The organism is Myxococcus sp. AM011 (genome assembly GCF_013372595.1).
In the GTDB taxonomy this organism is placed as follows: domain Bacteria; phylum Myxococcota; class Myxococcia; order Myxococcales; family Myxococcaceae; genus Myxococcus; species Myxococcus eversor.
On the sequence record NZ_JABXEM010000253.1, the window covers coordinates 1 to 16,709 of the forward strand.

The 16,709-nt window shown below is 64.6% G+C and carries 14 protein-coding genes; 13 read left to right on the forward strand and 1 reads right to left on the reverse strand.

Features of this window, described 5'->3' with window-relative positions; all coding sequences use genetic code 11:
• From HUW62_RS37180 to HUW62_RS37190, 3 genes are all read left to right on the forward strand, one after another.
• On the forward strand, positions 1-1,963 hold a 1,963-nt coding region (locus HUW62_RS37180), incomplete at its 5' end, for a phage tail protein (protein ID WP_255203866.1).
• Position 1,964: 1 nt separating this feature from the next.
• On the forward strand, positions 1,965-2,726 hold the full coding sequence (locus HUW62_RS37185) for a hypothetical protein (RefSeq protein ID WP_176437113.1): 762 nt from the start codon (positions 1,965-1,967) through the stop codon (positions 2,724-2,726).
• A gap of 4 nt (positions 2,727-2,730) precedes the next feature.
• Entirely contained in the window at positions 2,731-5,970 is a 3,240-nt protein-coding gene (locus tag HUW62_RS37190) for a hypothetical protein (RefSeq protein WP_176437114.1), read from the forward strand.
• A 32-nt stretch (positions 5,971-6,002) separates the two neighbouring features.
• Here the strand turns inward: HUW62_RS37190 and HUW62_RS37195 are convergent, their stop codons facing one another.
• Positions 6,003-6,917 (reverse strand): hypothetical protein, encoded by a 915-nt coding sequence (locus HUW62_RS37195; RefSeq protein WP_176437115.1) that lies wholly within the window; start codon positions 6,915-6,917, stop codon positions 6,003-6,005.
• Positions 6,918-7,026: 109 nt separating this feature from the next.
• On the opposite strand from HUW62_RS37195, the gene HUW62_RS37200 reads away from it, so the two are divergent.
• From HUW62_RS37200 to HUW62_RS37245, 10 genes are all read left to right on the forward strand, one after another.
• Positions 7,027-7,314 (forward strand): hypothetical protein, encoded by a 288-nt coding sequence (locus HUW62_RS37200; RefSeq protein ID WP_176437116.1) that lies wholly within the window; start codon positions 7,027-7,029, stop codon positions 7,312-7,314.
• On the forward strand, positions 7,311-7,844 hold the full coding sequence (locus HUW62_RS37205; protein ID WP_176437117.1) for a M15 family metallopeptidase: 534 nt from the start codon (positions 7,311-7,313) through the stop codon (positions 7,842-7,844). Before HUW62_RS37200 ends, HUW62_RS37205 begins: the two co-directional genes overlap by 4 nt.
• Positions 7,845-7,856: 12 nt before the next feature.
• On the forward strand, positions 7,857-8,309 hold the full coding sequence (locus tag HUW62_RS37210) for a hypothetical protein (protein ID WP_176437118.1): 453 nt from the start codon (positions 7,857-7,859) through the stop codon (positions 8,307-8,309).
• Positions 8,306-8,605, forward strand: a complete 300-nt coding sequence (locus tag HUW62_RS37215; protein WP_176437119.1) for a hypothetical protein — start codon at positions 8,306-8,308, stop codon at positions 8,603-8,605. The genes HUW62_RS37210 and HUW62_RS37215 overlap by 4 nt, the downstream gene beginning before the upstream one ends.
• Positions 8,606-8,867: 262 nt before the next feature.
• Positions 8,868-9,770 (forward strand): DUF2381 family protein, encoded by a 903-nt coding sequence (locus HUW62_RS37220; RefSeq protein WP_176437120.1) that lies wholly within the window; start codon positions 8,868-8,870, stop codon positions 9,768-9,770.
• 76 nt (positions 9,771-9,846) lie between these two features.
• The gene (locus HUW62_RS37225; RefSeq protein ID WP_368670574.1) at positions 9,847-11,592 is read left to right on the forward strand and encodes a serine/threonine protein kinase; all 1,746 of its coding nucleotides are present in this window, start codon (positions 9,847-9,849) and stop codon (positions 11,590-11,592) included.
• Positions 11,593-11,757: 165 nt separating this feature from the next.
• Complete coding sequence (locus HUW62_RS37230) at positions 11,758-13,014, forward strand: protein kinase (RefSeq protein WP_176437121.1); 1,257 nt, start codon at positions 11,758-11,760, stop codon at positions 13,012-13,014.
• A gap of 120 nt (positions 13,015-13,134) precedes the next feature.
• Positions 13,135-14,547: a hypothetical protein gene (locus HUW62_RS37235; protein WP_176437122.1), complete on the forward strand. Its 1,413-nt coding sequence runs from the start codon at positions 13,135-13,137 to the stop codon at positions 14,545-14,547.
• A gap of 403 nt (positions 14,548-14,950) precedes the next feature.
• Positions 14,951-16,135, forward strand: coding sequence for a Tox-REase-5 domain-containing protein (locus HUW62_RS37240; protein ID WP_368670575.1), 1,185 nt, complete (start codon positions 14,951-14,953; stop codon positions 16,133-16,135).
• A gap of 14 nt (positions 16,136-16,149) precedes the next feature.
• A partial coding sequence (locus tag HUW62_RS37245; protein ID WP_176437124.1) for an Imm52 family immunity protein occupies positions 16,150-16,709 on the forward strand: 560 nt, incomplete at its 3' end.

The window sequence follows — 16,709 nt, forward strand, 5'->3', positions numbered from 1 at the left end:
AAGAGACAGGGGCAAGGTGGCGGGGGTGGTGAAGCAGTTCGCCGAGAGCTTCCTTGCCTTCGTAGTGCCCGCGCTGGACGGTGCTGGAAAGTCGCTGGTGAGGTTCTCCGCGTTCCTCAAGAGCGAGACGCCAGTGGTCGAAGGCAACCTGAAGAAAGTCGCGAAGGGAGCCGAGCAGGTCGACGCGAGCTTCTCGACGGCTTTCCGCAACGCCGCCGCTCGTATCCTGACGGTGACGGCCCCCCTTGCCGCCGTTGCGCTGGCGGTGGCAGGCGTCGCGATGCTCGCGGGCACGCTCTACAAGGCATGGCACGACAGCAGCACCGGCATGCGGGACGCCTTCGTTTCCACGTGGCGGGCCGTGACGGATGTGGCCGGGCGAGTCGCGAAGTTCTTCCAGGAAGTCTTCTCGAAGCTCGCGGCCATCGTGGGCGCGTGGGCTCGCGGGCAGCTCGACACCTTCGCCTTCGTGGTGCGCAACCTGGCTCGACTGGCGGCGCCTCTCGCGCGTGCGCTGAACCTCGACGGTGTCGCGGGCGCGCTGGAGGGACTGAAGGACCTGACGGGCGACGCGGTGCTCGGCGGATTGAAGGGACTCGTCGACGGCACCGTGGGGACCCTGCGCGACGGAATGCTGAACGTCTGGGAAGGCGTGTCCTACGGAGCGGGCTACGCCTTCGACGGCGTGAAGATGATGGGTGGCGATGCCGCCGCGTTCCTCCGGGAGAAGTTCGGTGGTGTCTTCGACGACATGCTCGGGCCGAAGGGCAAGCTGCGCACGCCCACGGAGACGCCCGAGATTGAAGTCGGGAACGTGGAGGTTGGGAAGTTCGACGCGAAAGAGTTCCTGAAGAACGTCGGCAACACGGCGTCGATCATCGCCGAGGTCGCGCGTAGGAAAGCCAAGGAACTCGCCGACGCGCTCGCCCGTGCGGCCGACGAAGCGAAGCGGGCCCTGACGAGCAGGTTCAGTCAGGCATTCGGTCGCATCTATGAGTTGGTCGACCGCTTCCAGCAGGGCATGTCGGCCGGTGGCGTCTGGGGTGGCCTGATTGCCGTCGTCGCGGAGCTGCTCTCCCAGTCGACGACGTTCGGCACGTTGCTCCAGATGGTGACGAACTTCATCCAGTACGTGGCAGACGTCCTCGGGCGCGTGCTGGCTCCCGTCCTGCCGCTGCTGGCGTCGGTGTTCAACATGGTGACGCCGCTCCTGGACGCGTTGGTGCCGGTGCTGGAGATGTTCTCGAAGCCGGTTCAGGCAATCACGCCCATCTTCGAAGTGCTCGGAACGCTGTTCAAGGGATTGGCCCCCATCATCACCGTGTTTGGACAGATTCTTGTCGCACTCCTTCAGCCGCTGACGTTGCTCTCGGGGCCCATCATGAAGGGGCTCTTCGCCGTCATCCGGATTGTGGCGATGGGCATCCTCTACGTCGTGAAGGGCATCGCCACGGTGTGGAACGCCATCATCGGGTTCATCGCGGGCGTGTTCAAAGCGCTTGGCAAGGTTCCCCTCGTCGGCGGGGCCTTCCGAAAGATGGCTCAGGGCTTGGACAGCATGAAGGTCCCGATGGATGCGGTCGACAGTGCGCTCGAAACCCTGCGAGACACCACTTACGACACCGCCGCCGCCAATGCCGCCGCTGGTGTCGCCGCGTGGGAGAACGCCGCCGCGACGAACAGGGCGACGGAGGCACTGACCAACGTCCCGACTGGCTTCAAGGTGGCGCTCGCGCGGTTCAACGCACAGGACCCGATGGGAGGCGCTCCGCTGTCCCCTGGCGCATCGCCTGTCGCTCCGAGCCCCGTCGTTCCGGTGAGCGGTGGGAACGTCAGTGTCGGGCAGATTGTCGTTCAGGGGGCCGGTGACCCGGAGGAGACCGCGCGGCAGGTCTACATCGAGATGAAACGCGAGGCCCACCGACGCCGGGGCAACGGTGAGTGGCTGAATGGGAGGTACTGAGATGGCCTTCCTCGTGCTGAACGGAATCCCGGTGCCTGTCGCGGAGGGCCGACGAAGGCAGGTGAACATCGGCACGGACTCGCGCGCCTTCAGCGGAGCCTATCGCCTGGGACGACGCGCGGTTCGTCAGGAGTGGGAGTTCAAGACGCTTCCATTGCCGCCCGACGAAGTGCTCGCCCTGCGCGGACTGATTGCGGGTGACGGACACACGGTGGCCTTCGAGGGTGACGCCTTCACGAGTCGCGGTCTCAATCAGGCGAGCGTCGCGGGGCAGCTCTTCCAGGGCGCGCGCTTCGGCGGTGGGCTGAACCTGGCCGTCGGAACTTCCGCCTCGTGGGCCATGCAGCTCGGGGCGCGCTGGACGGCCCTGCATCACGTCTACAGCGGCTCGGCGGGTGCGTGGCTCCAGGGCATCAACCGGAGTGACGGCAGGCGGTGGACTCAGGGAGCGCCGTCGGCGAATGCCGGGGGCCTGTCGGTGGCGTCGGGGACTCTCGCGCTGACGGGCGCCACCAACGCGGTGAGCTTCGACGACGTGGTGGGTCTGCCGTTCGCGGTGCCGGACGCGTGGGTCCCTCACCTCTACGGGTGGCACATCGCACGGGCCTGGAGCGCGCTTCCGTTCCTCGTGGCGAGCGGTGGCTTCGTGGCCACCGAAACGAAGGTGATCGGGGAAGTGCGCGACGGTGAGTTCGTCGAGTTCAGTCACAACGGGTCGCGCGTCGTCGGTGAGCGGCTCGAATTCACGTTGAGGGAGGTTTAGCGGCATGCGCGGTATGTCGTCTCAGGGGCTCGCGGTTCTCTCGAATCCAGCGGGGCATGCGTCCCATGTCCGGGTGAAGGTCCGTGACGGGGCGGGTGTGTGGGTGAATCTGAGCCACCTTGAAGGGCGCGACTTTCTCGACGCCGTCGAGGTCGACGAGGACGTGGACCAGCCCGTCTCGGCCGCGACGGTGACGCTCAAGCGGCAGGTCGACCTGTTCAGCCTGTCGCCACTCCGGGCCGACTCGAAGCTGAACGCGGGCAACGGGCAGCTCATCCGGCCTGGGCGCGAGTTCATCGTCGAAGCGGCGGTGTCGCCCGTGAGCATGTCGCCGAGCGCGGGTGAATGGCGCGTTCTGTTTCACGGGGACATCGACGAGGTGGATTTCGCCGATGAGCAGCTCGTCTTCCGTGGGCGAGACCTCGGGGGCCGGCTCCAGGACGCGTTCATTGAAGTCGAGCGCCCCTATGGGGACTCCGCTGCCGGTGTCGCGGTCGAAACCGTCATGCAGGCCATCCTGGCCGACAACGGCATGGGTGTGCTGCTGCATACGCCCATCTCTCCCGGGTGGAGGATTCGGAGGTACGCCCAGAAGAAGGCGAGTGCACTCGACGCGCTGAGAGACTTGGCCCAACAGATTGGATGGGAGGTGCGCTACCGCTGGCGAGAAGCGAGCGGAACCTTCGTGCTGACGTTCAGCGAGCCGAACAGAACGAACCCGGCGTTGGCGTGGACTTTCGGACCCGGCGACTACCGCGACGTCGCGAAGCTCGCCATCAACAAGACGGAGATTCGCAACAGGATTGAGGTCGTCTACTCCGATACCGGGGACCTGGATGTCACGGGGCAGCCCAAGCGAAAGAGCGTCATCGTCGGGGACGCCGCGAGTCAGGGCGCCTATGGCGTGCGCTACATGCAGCTCGCGGAGGACGCGTCGAGCAACATCGACCGTGAGGTCGAAGCTCGGAAGATGGCGGACGCGGCGCTGTCGGACCTGAAGGAGCCCCTCGCGGACCAGGAGATTGAAGCCGACTTCTTCCTGCCGGTGGAGCTGGGCGACCTCTACCGGTTCCGGGCGAACGGCGCGCACTACTCGGATGACCAGAACCTGGCTGTCACTGGCTTCCGGCATGCCTTCACTGCGGAAGGCGACGCGCGGACGACCATCACCACGCGGGGCAAGCCCTCGTTTGGTGTCTCCATGTGGCTGGAGATGGACGCGCGCCCGGGGCTGAGCGAGCCGGCGCACACGTCACCGCCGCTGGACCCACTAAACGTGACGGTGACGGCCGTCGTGAACGGATTCTCCCTGTCGCTCATGCCAGCTCTGAGCGGTCCTCCTGTCGCGTCCTACGAGCTGCACGTCTCGACGACGAGCGGCTTCACGCCGAGCAGCTCCACCTTGCGCGGCACCTTCGACATGACCGTGTTTGGGGTGTCCGACCTGATGCCGGGGACGGCCTACTTCGTGCGCGTCGTTCCTCGGGACAGGTTCGGCAACCGGGGCAACGCGTCCCCTCAGTTCGAGGTCGCCCCGAAGAAGCTCGATGGCACTTCGCTGGGGGATTCTGCGGTCGGATACCAGCACTTGCTGTACCCGCCGACGGACAACCTCATCCCCAACGGATACAACGAGGCGGGCCTTCGCGCGGTGGGCAAGCTCCCGGAGGGCGACAAGCTCGTCGAGGACCCCGTCAACGCGCGCTCGGGGCGCTGGGTTCGACGAGTGGAGCTATCGAGCGCGGGGGCATGGGTGGGACTGAGCTGGACGGGCGGCTACGGTTCCGCAGCTCCGGGCGGTCGGCTCAAGTGCTCGCCTGGGGACCAGTTCTTCGCCGACGTCTACGTCAAGGCGTCGTCCGCCACGGTAAGCGGCATGGGCACGCTCTATCTGCTTTGGGAGGACGCGAGCGGCACCTACTCGGGGCAGTCGTCGGCCGTTGCGCTGGGGCCCGTGGGGACCGCCTATCGTCGCGTGCCGCTGACGGGGACGTGCCCGGCCGGTTGCACGGGGGTTCAGCTCTTCTGGGAGGCGGAAGTTTTGGCTGCTGACGTGGGGAAGCGGCTCTACTTCGATGCCGTCTCGCTCCGGAAGATGGTCACCTTCGACCTGCTCGCCGCGAACACGCTGAAGACATCGAACTACGCGGAGGACGGCAACGGTATCCCCACGGCAGGGGCGAAGCTGGACAACGTGGGGACGACACTCAAGGTCGCCTCGAACAACGTCCAGGTGGGGCGCTACTACCTGAGCGACGGGTTCTTCCGCTCCATTCAGGCCCTCGCAGACACGGGGAGCCGCATCTACTACCGCGGCAACAACGACGGCGTGCCGAACATCGACCGTCTCAACATCCAGGTCGTCGAGGGGTACGCCATTGCCGGGGCGGCGGGTGGAGCGAGCTTCTTCACCTGGGCGCACTACCGCGCGACGCTCCAGCCCCAAGCCGCGAGCGACAACCTCGACGCGCTTCGGTTCCTGGAAGTCGGTTTCTATTGGGCGTTCGGGGACATCCACCCGCCAAACTTCCTCTACAGCGCGACGGTCTCTATCGCTGACCGCAAGTACCAGAATGGGGCCTGGGATGGTGACGGAGCCAACGCGACGGGCGCGGGCTTTTCGTTCATGTTTGGTGACAAGTTCAACCGCCTGCGCGACGACCCGCTGGTCAACAAGCTGCTCTATCTCAAGGTGTCCCTGCACAACGCGGTCGGGTTCAGTGCCGAGCGCTGGTTCTTCCCTCCGAGTGCCTACAACGTGGACATGGTTCGTCGTGCAACAGGCCCTGCGTCCGCGCCCTCCGGAGGTGGAGGTGGCGGTGGCAATGAGCACGGGACCTGTGTGGCGCCCTGGGAACCGGTGCTGCTCGGCGACGGTACGGAGCTGCCCGCCGAGATGCTCAGGCCCGGCATGCGAGTGCTCACGATGCACGAGAACGAGAAGGACGGGGGCGTGTTCGAGGTCACCCACGTCAGCCGCCACCATGCCGCGCGATCCAGGCTGGTCATGGAAGACGGCCGGGTGCTCGTGGTGACGCCGGACCATCGATGGCGCACGGTGGAACGTGGCTGGACTCGGACGGATGCGCTGAACCTAGGAGAGACGATTGAAGGCTTCGCGCCGGGCCGCGTGGCGAGGGTCGAGCACGCGGTGGCCGGCGACGTGATGCAGATTGCCGTTCGCTTCGCGAGAACCTACGTCGTGAACGGGCTGCTTGCCCACAACCTCAAGCCCCGAGATTAAGAATTGTCACAGTATGGTGCTCGGCGCGTTGCCTAGGTCGCTCCGGTCTTGGTTGCAGTCGATGGCTGTTTTGTTCCTGTAAGGGTTTCACTGGTCAATGTGAGCCCTGAGAGTTCGCGCTGTTTTTGGGCGAGCTTTAGTCGGATTCTCTTGGCGAATTCATCATCCCGAAGGGTGGGTAATTCAAGTCCGGTGATTGGGAACACTTTTTTGTCGTAGACTTGCTTGGGAAGTAGTCCAATCCCTAGCTCTACGTATTCGACGTTGTTCCTGTCGATGCGCTCGATATAGTCAATGGTGTCTTGTTGGTCGTCCTCGTCAAGCCATCCCCATGCCGAGTTTAGAAGTTTGGTGGCCTCATTGCTGGCAACGGCTGCGAGTTGGAAATACTTTTTCTGAACTTCGTAGATGGCGTTCTTGTCGGGCGGCTCGGTGTCTTTCGGAATCAGCCCTTCGTTTACTCTTCGGCGGAATTCGACTTTTGTGGCTTCGAGATGACCGGCGCACTCGATTCGGCTGTTGATGGATTCAATTAGAAAGGTGAGAGGTCCATAGAGTTTTTCGATTTGAGATTTTAGATATTCAGCTCGCCTTGTCCGACTTGCCAGAGTGTCTTGCAGGTCGCGCTTTAGGTGCTCCAAAGCCTCGGCGCGTTGCGAACGATAGTCGTCCAGTTTTTCCTGGAGCGACCTGTTGAGTTCAGCGCCGAGGGTGAGAAGTTCTGCGCTGTAGTTTTTCTTTTGAAGCTCCAGAGCCTCGGTGCGCTGTGCGCGGTCAGTGTCCAGCTTCTCCTGGAGTGACTTATTGAAGAAATACCCGAGAACGGCGGCTGTAACTGGGGCGAGTATGATGGGAGCCCCGGGTTTGACCCATTCGACCCAGATTTGCTCCATGAAGGTGGAGAGTGTAGCCGCTAGGATAGGGCTGGGGATCATCAGTATGGTCATTCTGCCAGAATACCAAATTCCACACTGCGGGTCCGTGACTGCGCAGGGCTGAACCACCATCAAAAGTCGCACACATTTACCAGGGGCCACCCCAAGCCCCGGTGATGCCGTGACCGCCGAAGAGACTCAGTCAGTTCAGCTCGTCGTTGGCTCCCTGCTCGGAACGGCAGGGGTCGGCGTCCTCACCTGGGCCGCGAAGTCCCTCGTCGGAGAGATCCGCTCCCTGGTCGAAAAGGTCGCCCGACAGGACGAGCGTATCAACGTCCTTGCGGTGGAGTTGGGCGCGCTGCGTCGGTGGCGTGACGAGTTCAGCGTAGGGATTCCCGCTCAGGTCCGGCAGACCGTCGAACTGGAGCTTCTCCGCATGACCCAGGCCGTGTCGGGGGATTGCCGATGACCCGGGCCAGTTTCAAGCGGGTCGACGTTGACCGCGTCTACCTGCCGCTCGTATCGGTCGCCCTTCAGGTCGTGGCGCGTTGCGAGGCCCGGGGCGTGAGCTACGTCGCGACGTACGGCTTCCGAAGCCTCGAAGAACAGGCCGAGCTGCGGCGCCTCTTCCTCGCGGGCAAGGGTGGCAAGGCGTCTGCGGCGGGGCTGTCCGCTCACAACTACGGGCTGGCCTTCGACTTCGTCTGTGACGGGGACGCGAAGCCCGGAGTTCAACCCGACTGGCGTCTGCCGGCCTATCGCGTGCTGGGCGAGGAATCAACGAAGGCGGGACTCGTCTGGGGCGGCAGGTTCGGCGACGCGCCGCATGTGCAGTGGCCGGGCTACGTGAGCGCGCTTCAGCTCACGCCCCTTCGGACGCTGGTGGAGAGCAGTTCGGTCGCGGCTGTGTGGGCTCGGCTCAATGACGAGCGCAAGTCGCCGCAGTGGCGTGCCGCAAACCCGAAGCTCGCGGCCGAACTGACTCGGCTGGGCTTCTGACTCGGAGGAAACATGGTTGAGGTGGGTATGGTCGGTCCGAACCCCGAGCAGTTCGAGGAGTTCGCCCAGATGTTTCTCGACGCGGTGACGGGCCAGAACTACGCGCTCGTCGCGTCCCTGGTGGTGGTGCTGCTCGTCTACCTCCTGCGACGGTTCGGCGGGTCCTTCATCCCGTTCTTCAACACGGACCGAGGTGGCGCGCTGCTGGTGCTGGGCGTCTCCCTCGCGGGTGCTGTCGCGAACGCGCTCGCCGCTGGGGCGCCGTTCTCGCTGTCCCTGATGCTGACCGCCGTGAAGGTGGCTCTGACGGCGGCGGGTGGCTTCACGCTCATCAAGCGGCTTCTCTTCGGGGACGCCGCGATTGAGAGCGCGGAGCACGCGGGCGAGATTGCCGCCGGCCAGGTCGCGGGCAAGGCCGCGGCGATTGCCGTGCTTGAGCAGCTCAACAAGCGGGGCGACAAGTGAAGCTCGGCGCGCTCGTGCTGGTGGTGCTCGTCGCGACTCCTGCGGCGGGCTCCGAGGTCATCGGCGTGGAGCGCGCTCAGCTCTTTCCGGATGGAGGGGCGGCAGCCGTCGAGGTCGAGGGCGGCTGCTGGTTGTCCGAGCAGCGCTGTGTCCGTACCGCTGCCGAGATTGAGCGGCTACGAGCGGAGAACGAAGCGCTGCGGCAACAGGCCGGGGATACGTCCTTCACGGTCGCCGTCGTGGCGCTGGTTCTGGGGCTCGGTGCCGGGTTCGCCGCTGCGAAGCTAGCCAACTGAGGGAGGGCGACTGCGGAATCGGCGCGGTTGGTCTGGGACCTCGCTACGCCGTGACACTGCGGCACTCACCGCAGCCGCCCGCGCGGGACTAAGGCACAGGTCGGCTTGTACGTGCAAAGGGTTGTGGAAGGGCTGGCGCCTCGCTCGCTCAACGGGCGGCAATCGCGAGGCTCCTGGGGCGCCCTGGACTTGACTGTCTCGGGCGACTTTCTCGACGATGACTTCTTCCCGGTTTGCTAGGGTCGGCACGGGAGAATCCGCGTTGCTTCGACCCGTTGCCATTCTTTCATTGCTGGTGGGAGTCGCCGCTTCGGCGCAACCCCTTCCTGCCCCCCGCGAGCGTCAGGAGCGGCGCGTAGCCCTCTCAAGTGGCCCTGCCGAGCCCGTCCCGGAGCTGCGTGTCGCGGCGGGGATAACCACCCTGCTTCTCTTTGACGCTCCTCTCGACCGTGGCGCGGTGGAGCTGGAGGGCCGCGAGCGCTTCCGCATTGTGGACGTGGGGGAGCGAATCCTGGCCTTGGAACCTGCCGTGGACTTGGGTTCTGGTGAGAGGCTCGGGCTTCGGGTCCGGTTTGCCGGTAGCGCCACGCAGGACCGTGGGGTCTTTGTCCTCGTCTCCCACGCGACACAGGTCGACACGCGCGTGGAAGTCTTTCATCGAAAGGACTCCGTCGAACTACTCCACGCCGAGTTGATGGACACGCGTGCTCAGCTCAAGGCCCAGACGGAAGAGAATCAGAAACTTCGGGCGCTGCGGGACTCAGGCGGACCTGTCGAACTGATCATGTCCGGCAGGTTGGACCATTGGGGAGTACGAGCAAATCGCATTAAGATGGAGAAGGAGCAAAGTCACGGGGCGTCTCTCACGGTCGAGTCAGCAACGAGCTTTCTCGCTCCAACATGGGCAGCCATCAGCGTCAAGGTCCGAAACCATGGCAAAAATTCGTGGGCTCCAGCCTTGGCCCGTGTCGTGAGTCCGAGGCGCGGTACTAGTCTTGGCGTGCTCAACGTGCGCTCGGTGCTGCCAAAGATAGGGCCGGAAGAGGCTGGTTTGATAGTGATTGAAACCGAGGTGCCTTCGTGGCTGCCGGGTGAGGTTTGCTCTTTGGAGCTGCTAGACAGTGATGGGGTCCGGCAAGTGCTTGTACCTGGGGTAGCGTTTTAGTGGATGCTCTATGCTGACAGTCATTCATCATCCTGCGCAGTTTCCGCCCGGCCATACAGTTCACGGGTGGCGTGTCGTGAAGCTGATTGGCGCGGGGGCCTACGGTGCCGTCTACAAAGTAGAGATGAACGGCATTCACTACGCGATGAAGGTCGCGATGCACCGGGGTACGAGCGGGGACGAGGAGAAATCCGACGCACGGCTAAAGCGCGAGCTGGGATGTCTCGTGCATCTCGGTCATAGCAACATCATTGCGCCTCGCGCCCATGGACGTTGGCCTGACTTCGTGAGCGGCTGGCTATACGTCATCCTCGATTTTGTGGATGGCTACACGCTGGCTGAGTGGGTGGAGAAGGTTCACCCCACTGCGCAAGAGGTCGTCCGCCTCTTCATCAAGTTGTCGGCTGCCGTGGACTACATGCACGGACGTGGCGTCTTCCACCGTGACTTGAAGCTGAACAACGTCATGGTGCGCGCTTCGGACAATGAGCCGTTCATCATCGACTTCAGCGCGGGAGATTACACGCACGCGGAAGACCTGACGGACGCCCCGCTTCCTCCCGGCACGCGTCGCTACCGCTCCCCCGAGGCGTCCCGTTTCCTCCGGGAGAATGGCGACGACCGCGACGCTCGCTACGAATTCAAGGTCACCGACGACGTCTATGCCCTCGGAGTGTGCCTCTTCGATGTGCTGACCGCCCCCCAGCCCGCGAGTGATTCCGTGAAGACGCCCGTCGAGGGCAGAATGATGCCCCCGGACCCTCGGGTTCTGAATGAGCGAGTTCCCGGGGCACTGAGCGACGCGGTGATGCGCTTCATCGCGCGCAAGCCCGAGAACCGGCCTCCCACGGCAGAGTCGGTGCGGCGTGAGTTGGTGGCCCTCACGAAAGAGATGGGCCCCGAGTGGGTGACCCCTCTTCACACCCTCACGGCAAAGCCGCTGCTCACACCCGCGACGGGAACGGACGAGGCGGTCAAGAGGATGCGGCCCCGCCGTGGACTCCTGCTGGGGGTTTTGGGGACGGCGCTCGCTGCTGCGGCCCTGGTGGGACTCTTCGCATCGAAACAGGCCGGACAGGAGTCGAGCGCGACGGTATCTGGCGAGCCCTCCGTACAGAGAGACGCCGGAACTGGCGCCCCTCTACTCGTGGTTGCCCCGCAGGGGGATGCCGGTGTGCCCCTGGGAACCAGCGTCGTTTCTCCTGCGCCTGTTGCATCATCCCCTGGGGTAGCGTTGCCCCCTCAAGATCCAGTTCAGAAGGAAAGCCCCTCCGTGAAGCGTGCCCCTATCGTCGCCAATTCGTCCGAGTCTCCGGCCATGAAGGCCCCTGCATCCAGTGGCGGCCGGGCCGAGTTTCTCAAGAAGTGCGCTGCGGCCACTGCCGCCATTGCGTTGCAGATGGGGTGCCCGGGTAGTTCTCAGGTTCGCCCGGGGCCTAGTGAGTGCCCGGATGAAGCACGAGAGGCCATGTTCGAGGTGCTCCGCATCCTGGAAGGGCAATCGGTGGTGGTCACCATCGACAAGAATCAGCCCGGTGCGATGAGTCAGGGAGGCGTCTTTTCGGACGGGCCGGTGCGCGGCATTGTGCGCGACGGGATTCGAGAACTCCCTACCGGAACAGTGCTCATGGGGCGCGTATGGACGGGCGGTGGTGCTCTTCTGGCTCGCTACACCGAGGCGCGGTTGCCAGACGGGCGCACATACCCCGTTTGCATCGCCATTGGTGAGAAGGGGGCCGAAGAGGCCGAGGCAGGACCCACGCCCGGCACCGTCTCCTTCAACCGAAGCATGTATGGCTATGTTGTAAAAGAGTGGCCCTGACATCTCCCTGTAAAGAGGATTTACGCATTTTCGGGGTCTTTTTCGATGGGCGGGCTTCGTGCCGTTCGCGACCTATGGCGTCGTTCACGTCGGACATGACTGGGAGTACCTTCTGTCTGCCTTCACGCGAGAGCTTTCGCGGAGAGCTATCAGGAGACTCCATTCATGTCTGATGATTCCAACCCTCGGCTAACTGAGGGCGTGGTCCTCTTTTCTCAAGGGGATACCACATACTTTCTCTTCCAGATTCTCGGGGAGGGCCGCAACGGGGAGCGCATCCTCTACGCGCGGCCCCGCACGCCTGAGGGGCTCCAGGGCAAGGTTCTCGTCAAGTACGCGGCGCTTCCCCAGGGCGAGGGCCTCACGGATAAGCACCAGCGCGCACGCGTTCGACTGGAAGAGGAAGTCAGGCTGGCGCGGTTCCTCCAGCACCCCAACATCGCCCGCGTCCACGGCCTCTTCGAGATGAAGAACGCTCTTTGCGTGGCCAGTGAATGCGTAGGTGGCTTCACGCTGGATTCGCTGCTTGCCATTGCCCAGGCGCGCGGGCGCTACTTCTCCGAAGCCTTCATCCTCTATGTGTTCGCGGAAATCGCGGCGGCTTTGGCCTACGCCCATGCGCGCACGGACGATGCCGGGATTCCTCTGAACATCGTCAACCGCGACGTCAACCCAACGAGGATTCGGCTCACACCTCGGGGTGGTGTGAAGCTGACGGACTTTGGAGTGGCCTTCTCGCGTCTGGCCGGGCGAGTTGCAACGACACTCCCGCGTCCCAAAGGAGACGTCATCTACTCTTCCCCCGAGCTGCTGCTGGGAGAAGACGTTGACGGACGCGCGGACCTCTTCTCGCTGGGCCTGACGATGCTGGAGTTCGCTACGGGCCGGCACCTTTACGACCCGGGTACCTTGAAGCTGTCGGACTTGGATGCACGCATGTCCGAGGAGGAGCGGCGCCGCGTACTGAAGGCGGCAGTCAGAAACATGGACGCCGGACTGTCGTCTGTCGCGGAGGACGCCATTCACTGGTCCATGGCGTACCGCCCCGAGGATGTGGACGCGGCAATGCAGGGGCTACCCGACCGGCTCAGCACCATTCTTGGCTGGTTGCTTCAGCGCAGCCCCGCGACGCGCTTCGGGACGGCCTCCGAGTTGGAGCGTGTGTTGCGCGTCCGACTGGCTGAGCTGCCCCCTTTCGGTCCGAAGGATGCGGTGAAAGAAGTCGAGCAAGCTCTCACCGACGCGGGCGATGCGCTGGAGGAGCTGAACTTGCTGGACGACGAGGGAGGCTTCGTCCCAGCCGATTGGCGGGCGCACCCGGACCACGTCGAGACGCAGCCCGAAGCACGCAACGAAGACGAGCTGACGACGGACCCCACTCCCGCGCCTCGTCGAGCTGTGAAGGCGCCGCCGACCGCCTGACGTCGGCACCTATTCCCCCCCACCACTGCTGATTCACCACCGGCCCGACTCAAGTCGCTGAGCCGACCGGGAGACGTGTGTTCTTCGTGCCTCATGCCGGGGCACGCATAGGAGGCGTGTATGCGCAGGAAGCGAAGTTGGATTGTCGCGCTGCTGCTGGCCCTGCCTGGAGTGTCTTGGGCGGAAGAGATTGCGGACCCACCATTGCCCGAGGAGGTGGACGAGATAGAGGAGGAGACGTCGCCCGAGAGCACGACGGAAGATGCCGAGAGCCCACCCGCCCCGGAACGAGGTGAGGTCTCACGGCCTGCGCGCTGGACGAACTTGCTGCGAGTGGAGGCCGCGACGTGGGCGTTGCTGCCCCGCTCGGGCATGGGCACGGACGAGGGCTATTTCCAGGTCGAGCCCACCGTCGTCTTCGAGCGCGGCCCGGAGTTTGGCGTCAACCTCGGGACTCCGCTGCGGTTGCGCGTGTGGGGGCCGAAGGATGGCGGGGTTGTCCGGCGCGAGGACTGGGACACTCTCTCCGACTGGGGACAGTTGGTGAGGAGTCTCAAGCTGGGCTCGGACAATTCACCGCTGGGCGTGTGGTTCGGGAAGCTCGATAGCTACAGCCTTCTCAACGGGCATCTTGTCCGGCGCTACTCCCACCGCGCGAATCCGAACTACCACCCAGCGGCAGGCGTCCTGACAGGCACTCTGGGGCCCGTCTACGTCGAGGCGTTCTCTTCGGACGTTCTCGGCGCTCGGCTGATGGGCGCGGAGGCGGAGCTGGACCTGGAGCACGTTCTCTTCGGCAAGCCCAAACAGAAGGGCCGCTACACACTCGGCCTGTCGGCGGTGCATGACTGGGGACGTGCTGGTGGGCGCGCGGCCTCGGTGACGCTGGCGCACATGGATGCGGTGGCCGTGCTGGTGGTGCAGCCTGGGTTTGAAGCGCACGTCTTCGCGGGCTGGGGAGGCAGGCCCGGGGAGGTAGGCGCGTGGGGCGCGGTGGTGGGCGCGGGCGCGGATGCAGTCACGCAGACGCTCAACATGACGTTGAGGCTGGAGGCGAGGCGCCAGCATGGCGGCTTCCGGCAAGGCTACTTCGGCGCGGACTACGAGCTGGCGCGCTTCCAGGCGGCGGGCCCTGACGGCGTTCCGCTCGCGGATGCGCCCTTCCCGGATGGCTACTCCGCATTCGGTGAAGCGGAGGTGGGTTGGGATGCCGTGCGCTACGGGGGCCTCTACAGGCACCTGAACCTGTCACTGGGCGTGGAGGCGTTCTCCTGGGGGCGCGTCGACGTGGACGGTCGCGTGGCGGTGCAGCTCTTCGAGCGCGCCTTGGAAGTCGCGGTGAAGGGGCTCGCCGTCGGAGCTGGGAAGTCCGGGGCTCGCTACCTGGGAGCGGCGGAAGTGCGCTGGCGGTTCCTGAGCGGGAAGTTCTACGCGATGGGGACGGGCGGCACGCTGCTGGTCCCCACGACGGACGGGGCGTTGCGGCCTGGCGCCTTCGCATCCGTGGGCCTGGGGGTGGACAATGCGCGCTAACGCCCTGCTGCTTGCCGCGGTCCTGCTGGCCACGGGATGTGCCTCCGTGTCGCGCGCTCCCGGGCGTGGTGGAGCCCTTGGCTTCGCGCCGCGCATGTCTGGTGGGGAGTCGATCCGGGAGCCCCGTCGCATCACCCCGCCACGTGCGATAGCCGCTTCGTTCGAGGACGACGAGCGGATACGGCGACGTCGGGTCTTCCGCGTAGACACCTCAAGCGGTGAGGACAACACCGTAGGGGTGGCCGCTGGAGGAGTGGTCACGCACCTGCCTCTGAATCTGGATGCGTGGGAGTCGCTGCTGACGAGCGCGGGACTTGAGTCGCGGGACGAGCGTCCGCTTCCGGGCGGCCCGTTCACTCCGACCCAGTCCGCGAGGCTCCTCGAAACGCTGCTGGGTAGAGACGTGACGTTGGGCCAGTTCCCGGCACGTCTCGCGGTGGGCTTCATGCTGCGCGAGGTACTGAGTTCGGGCGAGGTGTCGCGCGCCGAGCTGGTGCGGCGGGTTGAGCGCTTCAAGCAGCTGGCGGTGCTCCGGCCTGACGGGTGCCTCGCATGGGTGCGCAGTGGCCGAACGCAGCAACGGGTGGCCCCTGTGGAGTGGCGGGATGGGAGCTTCCGAGCGCACGGCTTCGAGCTGGGCCGCTTCTACGACGGGCGCACTGGGGTCTTCCGCTCGCTGAACGACGAGCTGCGGGAGGTGGACGGATTCCCACTGGCGGACGTCCACGACGATGCCGACGTCATCAGTCGCACGCTGGACGGGGCGGAAGAAGCCTTCGTCGGGCTGGCGCTGGCGGTGGGCAAGTTCTTCTCGACGTCGCCAGCGGACAACCTCGCGGCACTCCGTCAGATGCCTGCCGCCGTGATGGCGTTGCTGGAGTCCTCGCCCGATTACATGGAGCGCTTCCAGTACATGACGCGCGGCGAGCAGATTCAGGCCGTGTCCAAGCTGGTGACGAACCTCATCGCCACGTGGGGCACCGTGTCTGCCACAACGCGCACGCTTCAAGGTGCGTCGCTCGCAACAGCCGAGGTGCCAGTGCTGTCGCTCTCGGCACAGGGCGCGCTCGCGATGGAGCGCGTAGCGGTGCCGGCGGGGCGCGCTGCGGCGGTGCTGAGCGGCGGGCCAGGAGCCGCCATCATCCTCCAGCGTGCGGCCACGGCAGCGAAGCAGGGGGGGCCTTCCAAGGGGCCCGGCCAGTGGGGACCGGCCAAGGAATCGATGTCCCCCCGTGCGCGGCGCTACCAGGAACAAATCACGGGCCACACTGCCGACGAGGCATACTGGGTTGGAGGCGTCGGCAAGGACAGCGGAGGCGTGAAGTTCGATGGATTCGAGAAGGGCGTGCTCCAGGAAGCGAAGGGGCCGGGCTATGCCAAGTTCTTCGAAGGGCTGGACCCGAAACGTTGGTTCAAGAACTCGGGGGCGAAGGCTCTTGGCGAACAGGCGCTCCGACAGATGAAAGCGGCCAAAGGGATGCCCATCCGTTGGCATGTCGCAGAGGAAGCCGCCGTTCCAGCACTTCGGAAGATACTTCAGGACAGAGGAGCCAAAGGGATTGAGGTTGTTTTTACACCTCCCCTTTGATGAGGAGACAGAGAATGATGGAGACCTACTATGCCGCTGCTTACTGGCGCGCTCGCAAGGAATCACCGGACGAATGCGCATCTCGCGTGGTGGCCTTGCTCGAATCTATCGCTAGGGTTGAGGCGTCGTTCGCTAGCTGGTTCAGACAGAGCAAGGCGCGAAAGGACGCTTTGAAGAAGCCGGTCGCGCCCAATCAGGATGAACTCGCAAAGATGCTGGAGCGCACCAAGGATCGTCATCATGAAGATCTTGGTTACCGCATAAGCGGATGGAATGGTGCCGCTGAAGACTCCGACGCATGCAGTTTTGATGCAGCCGTGGGCATCTACTCCGAATGGGTGAACAACTTCTGGCTCTTTGAGTTACCCACTCATGGCACAAGTGCTGAACGCATCTTGACGGCACAAACGTTGAGCGGACTTCTTAGGAGCATGGCGACAGCGTTAGACCCTGACTGGGGTGTTGCCATGTCTCATGCGCATCGGGAAATTGCCGACCCAACCGGACGGGCCAACGTACAGATTGGGTGGGTGACGTACCTCGCCCATCGGATCGGTATTGTGCCCCCCCTCCC